Origin of the sequence: Heyndrickxia acidiproducens DSM 23148 (assembly GCF_000374345.1) — a bacterium.
Taxonomy (GTDB): Bacteria; Bacillota; Bacilli; order Bacillales; family Bacillaceae_C; genus Weizmannia; species Weizmannia acidiproducens.
Genome location: NZ_KB894022.1, coordinates 1 through 7,869, shown reverse-complemented (window position 1 = coordinate 7,869; position 7,869 = coordinate 1). Strand labels below are relative to the sequence as shown.

General features: G+C 44.1%; 9 protein-coding genes. 3 read left to right on the top strand and 6 right to left on the bottom strand.

Annotated features, from left to right (window positions below):
- Positions 1 to 566: 566 nt before the first annotated feature.
- Both C232_RS18810 and C232_RS0115090 read right to left on the bottom strand, forming a co-directional pair.
- Entirely contained in the window at positions 567 to 914 is a 348-nt protein-coding gene (locus C232_RS18810; protein ID WP_155891595.1) for a CBO0543 family protein, read from the bottom strand.
- Positions 904 to 2,028, bottom strand: coding sequence for a DUF2515 domain-containing protein (locus tag C232_RS0115090; RefSeq protein WP_018664989.1), 1,125 nt, complete (start codon positions 2,026 to 2,028; stop codon positions 904 to 906). The genes C232_RS18810 and C232_RS0115090 overlap by 11 nt, the downstream gene beginning before the upstream one ends.
- Positions 2,029 to 2,092: 64 nt before the next feature.
- Between C232_RS0115090 and shc the strand changes: the two genes are divergently transcribed.
- The gene (gene shc, locus C232_RS0115085) at positions 2,093 to 3,985 is read left to right on the top strand and encodes a squalene--hopene cyclase (RefSeq protein WP_018664988.1); all 1,893 of its coding nucleotides are present in this window, start codon (positions 2,093 to 2,095) and stop codon (positions 3,983 to 3,985) included.
- An 82-nt stretch (positions 3,986 to 4,067) separates the two neighbouring features.
- Here shc and C232_RS0115080 read toward each other — a convergent pair whose 3' ends face one another.
- Positions 4,068 to 4,271 (bottom strand): hypothetical protein, encoded by a 204-nt coding sequence (locus C232_RS0115080; RefSeq protein WP_018664987.1) that lies wholly within the window; start codon positions 4,269 to 4,271, stop codon positions 4,068 to 4,070.
- Positions 4,272 to 4,520: 249 nt separating this feature from the next.
- Here C232_RS0115080 and C232_RS0115075 point away from each other — a divergent pair, with 249 nt between their 5' ends.
- A complete protein-coding gene (locus C232_RS0115075; RefSeq protein ID WP_018664986.1) occupies positions 4,521 to 4,994 on the top strand; it encodes a glutathione peroxidase in 474 nt (157 codons plus the stop codon).
- 228 nt (positions 4,995 to 5,222) lie between these two features.
- Here the strand turns inward: C232_RS0115075 and C232_RS0115065 are convergent, their stop codons facing one another.
- A complete protein-coding gene (locus tag C232_RS0115065) occupies positions 5,223 to 5,459 on the bottom strand; it encodes a hypothetical protein (protein WP_018664984.1) in 237 nt (78 codons plus the stop codon).
- A 487-nt stretch (positions 5,460 to 5,946) separates the two neighbouring features.
- Complete coding sequence (locus C232_RS18805) at positions 5,947 to 6,546, bottom strand: cyclase family protein (RefSeq protein ID WP_235801550.1); 600 nt, start codon at positions 6,544 to 6,546, stop codon at positions 5,947 to 5,949.
- Between the two features lie 122 nt (positions 6,547 to 6,668).
- On the opposite strand from C232_RS18805, the gene C232_RS0115055 reads away from it, so the two are divergent.
- The gene (locus C232_RS0115055; protein ID WP_026314629.1) at positions 6,669 to 7,583 is read left to right on the top strand and encodes an AEC family transporter; all 915 of its coding nucleotides are present in this window, start codon (positions 6,669 to 6,671) and stop codon (positions 7,581 to 7,583) included.
- Between the two features lie 145 nt (positions 7,584 to 7,728).
- On the opposite strand, the gene C232_RS19550 is transcribed toward C232_RS0115055, so the two are convergent.
- Positions 7,729 to 7,869 (bottom strand): zinc ribbon domain-containing protein (locus tag C232_RS19550; RefSeq protein WP_155891581.1); only part of this gene is annotated, 141 nt, incomplete at its 5' end.

Below are 7,869 nucleotides of genomic sequence, written 5' to 3'. Positions count from 1 at the left end.
ATTTTCCCCCACCGCGGGCTTTCATTCCATTGATGAACGACCGCGAACACAGATTTTTCTCCGTCACGGGCTTTCATTCCTCTTATGAACGACCGAACTCTCAGGTTTTCTTCCGCCACGGGCTTTCATTCTATCTATGAACGACCATGAGCGCGGATTTTCCCCCACCGCGGGCTTTCATTCCATTGATGAACGACCGCGAACACAGATTTTTCTCCGTCACGGGCTTTCATTCCTCTTATGAACGACCACGAGCGCGGATTTTCCTCTGTCGTGGGCCTTCATTCCACCTATGAACGACCACAGACACAATTTTTCCTCCGCAACGGGCTTCATCTCCCTTATGAAAGCCCACGCCCGCTGAATTTTTTATCATACGAGCTTTCATGGTCTTCATAAACGGGATGAAAAAGGCAAAAAAGATCCAACTCTGTGAAAAACTGGCAAGGATTGAATTGGGCTCTTATTTTCATACGGACAAGACAGAGTGAATCCTACTCCATAACACCGTTTTAAATTAAGAATACCTTTCTTCATAATCTCCTAACAGCGTTTATAATAAATCATTATGGCAAATAAAAAAAGAAGCGTGCCAAAGAACGTATAAAAATGGCTCCAATGGCTGCTGTGGAAAAAATTCCAAAACTTTCCGCCAGCTTTTCCACAACAGCCATTAGCAAACCGGAAAACAGGATGAACAAGCCTTTTCCAAATCCCCTGCATTTTTCAATAAAATATAAAAAAATTGCTGTCATTATGGGAAGCCCTGCCAGTGTGAAGGCGATATTGACATTGAAAATTTCCGGAAGCGGCCGGATGGGGAATGCGTAAAGACCAATGCTGGTAAAAACAATATCCAAATAGGTGCCCACGAGCGCAGCAAACACCATCGTTGAAATGCATTTACGCTTCACGAAGCGAGAGCGCTTTTTTGGCAAGGGCCGCACGTTCAAGCCTTTCCAGTGTTTTACAGTATTCATTCATAATCTCTCCCTGAATTGGTTCATGTAATGGTTCCAATTGTTCTGCAACATGCCAGTCTTCGTACCAGTCCCCTTCTTCTGCGTCCGGCTGGCTGGCATTTTTCCAGGCATTTTCAAGTGCAGGGCTGTAAATCCTCCTTGCCCCCGGCTTCAGTTTGCATGCTCTTAACTTAAGCTGATATTTTCCGGGCAGTCCCTCATGGATATTATTATACATTTGCGGCCAGTAATCTTTCCGGGAACCTGTATGCGGGTGGCCCTGTGCCCAACTTTCAAACCGTTCGAGCCGTCCTCTGTCTCCTAAAAGAATGGCGTATAACCGCTTCCCCAATAAAATCCGTTCCTGTAAAGATCCAAACTGATGCAGCGTTTGCCCTGCCAATTGCACCCCGCCAGTTTCTTCATATGGAAACAGAATTTGATTGAAAGAAAAAATATCCTGGAGTTTAAACTCAATCGTTTTGAATACTTCTTTTTGATAAACAGGATTTTGGATCACCCGTTTCTCAAGATAACTTTGCTCATTAATCACCATGGCAATCGCCAAGAGCTCATCGTTGCGGTATTCCCAGTAATCGTTCCATATTACTTCCATAAAACAGGACACCTGCAGATAAGGCAACAAGTGAAACAGCGGGCGTCCCTGCTGCATGCTCATATGATACAACAGCATCTGCGGGTATACGTCCTGAAAAATCAGCCAATTCCCCCTCTCCAGAAACGAAAAAAATGAGCGTTTCTCTTTTCCCGATAGTAATCTCGCAAGCAATTCCCCTTTCAAATCGGTCATATTCCAGCCGCCGTTGCGCGAAACCATATGCCCCAAAAAAGCCCAGTGGATTTCCGGGTGAAGCCGGTAGAAGTCCCAGTATGCTTTTGTCCTCGTGACATTATTCGTATTCCGCTCGGCGGCGGCATGGCGGATTTGCCGGACAAGCAAGGCTTCCCCATAATTCAGTGCAGCAGGCTTGCCCGGATCGTTCTTTAACTCCCTTTTGATTCTTTCAATCGGCGTTTTTTCCTTGAACCTGGCAAAAAAAATCATTTCTGCCTCCTTCATGAATGCACAGCCCGCATATTGAATATGTATCATGTAAAAAAGGAGAGGAATGAAGGGTGCAATGATCAACACGGACAAAGGGATCGAATGGCTCATTGGCAGACTAAAAAAAGACCAGTCTCCCGGCGGCTCCTGGGCCTATCCATTTGAGACCGGCATTACAACAGATGCTTATATGATCATTTTATTACGGACATTGGATATTCATGATGAACAATTGATCCAGGGCCTTGTGCAGAGAATCTTGAGCAGGCAGCACAAAAACGGCACCTGGAAGCTTTTTGCCGATGAAGAAAATGGCGGGAATCTGTCAACAACACTCGAAGCTTACTACGCACTCCTCGCATCAGGATATATCAGTAAGAATGACCCGAAGCTGCTGTCTGCAAAAAAATTTATTCTCGAAAACGGCGGGATTGAAAAAACCAGCATGTTTACAAAAATCATGCTTTCGATTACCGGGCAATACAAATGGCCGGCATTTACCCCGCTGCCGGTTGAAATGATCTTCCTGCCCCCTTCATTTCCGGTCAATCTCTACCAATTTTCTGTATTTGGCAGAGCGAACCTTATTCCGATCATGATCCTGGCCTCCAGAAAGTTCAGCATGAAAATGGCAAACAGACCGGATTTGAGCGATTTATTTTCGCAAAGAAACCCGCAGTACCCCTGGAAGAGAAGCGGTGAGTGGCAAGCCTTTTTTGATTTTATAGAGGAAGAATTGAAAAAACTGAGTGAAATTCCGGAAAATATACATGCTGCAGCCCTTGACCGTGCAAAAAAATATATGCTGGACCGCCTTGAACCGGATGGGACATTGCTCAGCTATTTCAGTTCGACCTTTTTAATGATCTTTGCGTTGCTTTCATTGGGGCATTTTAAAAACGGGCCGGTAATCCAAAATGCCATCAAAGGGCTGCTGTCAATGAAAACAACGATTAACGGCCTGCCCCATATGCAATATACAACCGCCAATGTCTGGAACACTGCCCTGATCAGTTATGCCTTGCAAAATGCGGGCGTATCCGCGGATGACCCGATGGTGGCTTCCGCAAACCGTTATTTGCTAAGCCGCCAGCACCAGCGTTACGGAGACTGGAAGATCCACAATCCGGAAAGTGCACCGGGCGGATGGGGTTTTTCCGACATCAATACCATTAATCCCGATGTCGATGATACAACAGCCGCGTTAAGATCCATCATCCAAAAAGTTTCAACAGATGCGCATGTAAGCAAAGCATGGAACCGCGGTATCAACTGGGTGATCTCCATGCAAAACCGGGACGGCGGATGGGCTGCCTTTGAGAAAAATCTCCACGGCAGATGGCTCAAACTCATCCCGATTGAAAAAGCAGAATTTTTACTGGGAGACCCGTCAACCGCAGACTTAACCGGAAGAACGCTTGAATTTCTCGGCAACTATACAAATTTGGCAAACGATCACGCAATTATTGAAAAAGGCGCCAACTGGCTGATCAAAAATCAGCGGGAAGACGGTTCCTGGTACGGCAGATGGGGCATCTGCTATTTGTACGGAACGTGGTCCGCCGCTACAGGTCTTGCAGCCGCCGGGGTCCCCGCCACGCATCCGGCACTCAGGCGGGCAGCCAGCTGGTTGCGGGCGATTCAAAATGATGATGGCGGCTGGGGAGAATCCTGCCTTAGCGACCTGCATCAAACCTATATCCCGCTCCATCACAGCACCCTCACCGATACAGCCTGGGCGCTTGATGCGTTAATTGCGGTTTCCGATCATCCGGCTGAGGAAATTGAACGTGGCATTTCTTACTTACTTTCATCCCTCGCCAGACAGGACTGGACAACCGATTATCCAAAAGGGCAGGGCATGGCCGGCGGTTTTTATATTCATTACCACAGTTACCGTTATGTATTTCCGCTGCTCGCGCTTGGGCATTACCGGCGGAAGTACCACCAAACGTGAACGATCAGAAGCCCATTACTAGTCTTTCCGGATCAATTTTAAAAAGGGCTGCTCTGAACCATCTTGAGCCGCCCTTTTATTATTAATGCATGCCTTTCCACTGCCCCTGGTTTTTGGATGCTTTTTCTTTTTTAGCTTTTTCCTTATGCATCCGGTTGGCCGCTGCGCTTCCGGCTCCGTCGCCCATTTGTTGCAATTCTCTTGAGAACTCGGAATCAGTTTTGGCCGCGTCAAATCCTTTTTTATTCTTCTGGTCTGCATCGGTCTTACCCGATCGTTTAGCCATCGTCATCCCTCCTTTAAGTTTTAGTATGGGACAGGCAAGTAGAAATATTCGAGCTTCATTTCGGGCATATAGTTTTCCGGTGCGCCGTGGAACCTTTATAATAAAAACGCCAATCATTTTAATCAAAGTGAGTATTGTTAAATGGAAAAGTTTCAATGTCAAGAGAAACAAGCTGCACCAAAGTTACCGATACAGAAATTTGAGCCATCGTGTTTGGCAATTTGAATAAATTTGATGGGAGGCCTGAATATGTCTATTTATGATTATCATTTTGAAACATTAACCGGAAACGAAGAAAAATCGCTAACAGATTATAAGAATCAGGTTTTGCTGATCGTCAATACGGCTAGCAAATGCGGTTTTACGCCGCAGTACGAGGGACTTGAACATCTTTATGAAAAATATAAAGACCGTGGATTCACCGTACTCGGCTTTCCGAGCGACAGCTTCATGAAACAAGAATTCGAAGACAGCGAAAAAACCGCTGAATTTTGCAAAGTCAACTATGGGGTAACTTTCCCGCTTTTCAAAAAAACGAAAATGAAGGGCAAAGACATGAATCCGCTCTTTGCCGAACTTTTGCAGCAAGCAGGTGAAAAGAAAATTTCGTGGAATTTCAATAAATTTCTCATTGATCGCAACGGACACGTGATCCATTATTACGGTTCGCGGACAAAGCCGGAAGAATTGGAGGAAAAGATTGAAGAATTGTTGAATGCATGACTTTTTTTCCATCTAATTATTCATGTTAAGCTCCAGTTAAACACTGCATATTATATGAAGTATTGACGAAAGTGAAGAAAATTTCATGGCAGGCTTATTTAATACGAAGCGGTTTATGATCATATGCAGCTTCACACCGGTGTTTTTTCCTCTCCATTTTTGTATTCCAAATGGAGAGGAAAAAACCCAAATAAAAAAGCAGAACGGCAAAATCCAGTACTGCTTCGGTCATGAATCTCGTCTTGCCCTGAAATACTTAGTCACTGAAAATACTAAAGCCATGACCACAAATACAAGCAAGGCGCTGAAGAGCAAACTTAGTACAATGCCTGTAATCACAAGCAAAATGTATGCGATGAATATCCCTGCAGCCCAAGTAACAATGAAGGTGAGAACATTGCCCCCAAACATCTTTCTCCAAACCACAGCAAATATCAGCCCAATTACAAACGCAATGAATTCCATTGCCTTTCCTCCTAAAAAGGATTGTGACCTTTACTCATAAACATATTATCTTTGTATAATTCTACTTAAATTGTACCATACAATCCATCCGATAGTCATCCTGAATGGAATAGTAAAAACAGAACAGAAAAACCGTAGCAGATGGAGTTGCTGCTTGATTCATATCAAAAATAACAAAGCGTTATAAAACCCGGCCATCGTCATTCGCAGGCCGGGCCAAATTCACTCACGTCCAATTTAAAAGATTGTACGCTTACAATCTTATCCCCAGATTTCTTTTGAGATATCAACAATATATTTCAACTTTGCCCATTGCTCTTCTTCGGTTAAAATATTTCTTTATTTGAACTTAAAACTTACCGCTACACCATCATCGTGACTTTGCCAATAAATTTTAATTCTCTATTGTTCCTCTTCGCCTAAAGTAGTTAAAAAATCTGTCATGTGGACTTAAGGATTCATATAATCCCTAACAGATTATCCATGACTATGGCAAAATAGCAAAAGACCGTACTGGAAATCCGGTTGCTTTTTCAGGTTTTGGACTAATATTGAAGATGACAGCACCTTTTGCTGGTACCTTATCAAGGTTCGTTAATAATTCTACTTGAAATGTATCTTGTTCAAGCACATAGTATTCGCCAATTAGTGATCCATTTTTGCGGACATCTATTGCAGCATCTGTATCAAAAGTTTCATGCCCGACAGCCTTAATATTTCTTTCTTCAAATAAAAATTTCAGGGCGTCTATCCCCCAGCCCGGGGTGTGGCTATTTCCCTCTTCATCTTTGTTCTCAAATGCCTCTTTGTCAGGCCAGCGATGGCTCCAGTCGGTACGAAGCGCGACGAATGTGCCTGCTTCTATTTTTCCATGTTCTGCTTCAAACGATAGGATGTCATCAATGGATAGAATAAAATCATTTTTTTCTTCCACTTCTTTCGACTTATCCATCACAACAAGGGGTAAAACGAGTTCCTTGAGCCCGAGTTCCTCCAAATAACGCTGGTTGCGAACGAAATGAACCGGTGCATCAATATGTGTTCCAAATATTTTGGTGCCTGCCACTACCTGAAAAAATACCTGGATGTTTCCATGATCCGGTCCCCATTGCAATGATAAGAAAGCGGTGATTGCCAATAAATTTTTCTTGCTGTTTTCTTCTCATTGTTTTTTAATGAGAATAGATCAATTAGAAAGCTGGGAAAATTGTGGGTATTGTGTTGATGAAAGCTGCTTCGTTTGTGATGATTATTGTGCTTGGGTATTTGCTGAAGCGTATCGGTTTTTTTAAGCAGGCTGATTTTAATCTTATTTCCCGAATGGTGTTAAACATTACACTTCCATGTGCAGTCATTACGAGTTTTGAAGAACTGTCCCTCGAAACTTCGCTGCTCATACTTGTCGGGATCGGGGTTGTGTGCAATCTGGTGATGATCGGAACAGGCTATATGGTTTCCAGGCGCCGCACGCATACGGAAAAGGCATTTAATATGATCAATTTTTCAGGTTACAATATTGGCTGCTTTACGCTCCCGTATGTACAAAATTTTCTCGGCCCGGCCGGCGTCGTTGCCACTTGCCTGTTTGATGCGGGCAATTCCGTTTTGTGCACAGGCGGCACGTATTCGATTGCTTCAGCTGTTGCCAATAAAGAAAAAACCACTGTGGCATCCTTTTTGAAAAAAATGTTCTCTTCCGTGCCAATGGATACATACTTAATTATGCTTGCGCTGTCGCTTTTGCATATCACGCTGCCAAAAGGTGTGACGTCATTTACCGGAATTGTGGGCCAGGCAAACGGTTTTCTGGCGATGCTCATGATCGGCATCGGCTTTGAACTTCAATTGGAAAAAAGCCAGGTTGCCAAAATATTAAAAGCCATCATGATCCGCTACGGGATGGCCGTTCTGTTTGCAGCCGGCTTCTACTTCCTGCTGCCGCTGCCATTGGAAGTACGCCTCGTGCTTGTGCTCATTGCCTTTGCGCCAATTTCCGCCGTCTGCACGGCATTTACGCAAAAATGCGGCGGCAATGTCGCCATGTCAAGCACGCTGAACTCCCTTTCCATTTTGATCAGCATTGTGCTGATGACCAGTCTGATGGTGATGTTAAATATGGCTTAATATCCGGTACCGGGTTTTTGGTGAACTACCCACCACTTATTGACCTTGCGGTCTAATTGAAGTGGGGGCTTCTCGACTTATCGTTGCTTTTACTAGCCAACGAAAACTGACCGAGCTAACCCTCTTGTTCCAAGAGTTTTGTTACTTATGATAACGCTAATAAGCGTATACCTTCATTTTTGATATTGATTGCTGAATTATAGTCGCGATCTGCCACATAACCGCACGAACAACGGTAGGTGCGTTCAGATAGTTTCACAGGTTTTTCTGCACCACAACAAGAACA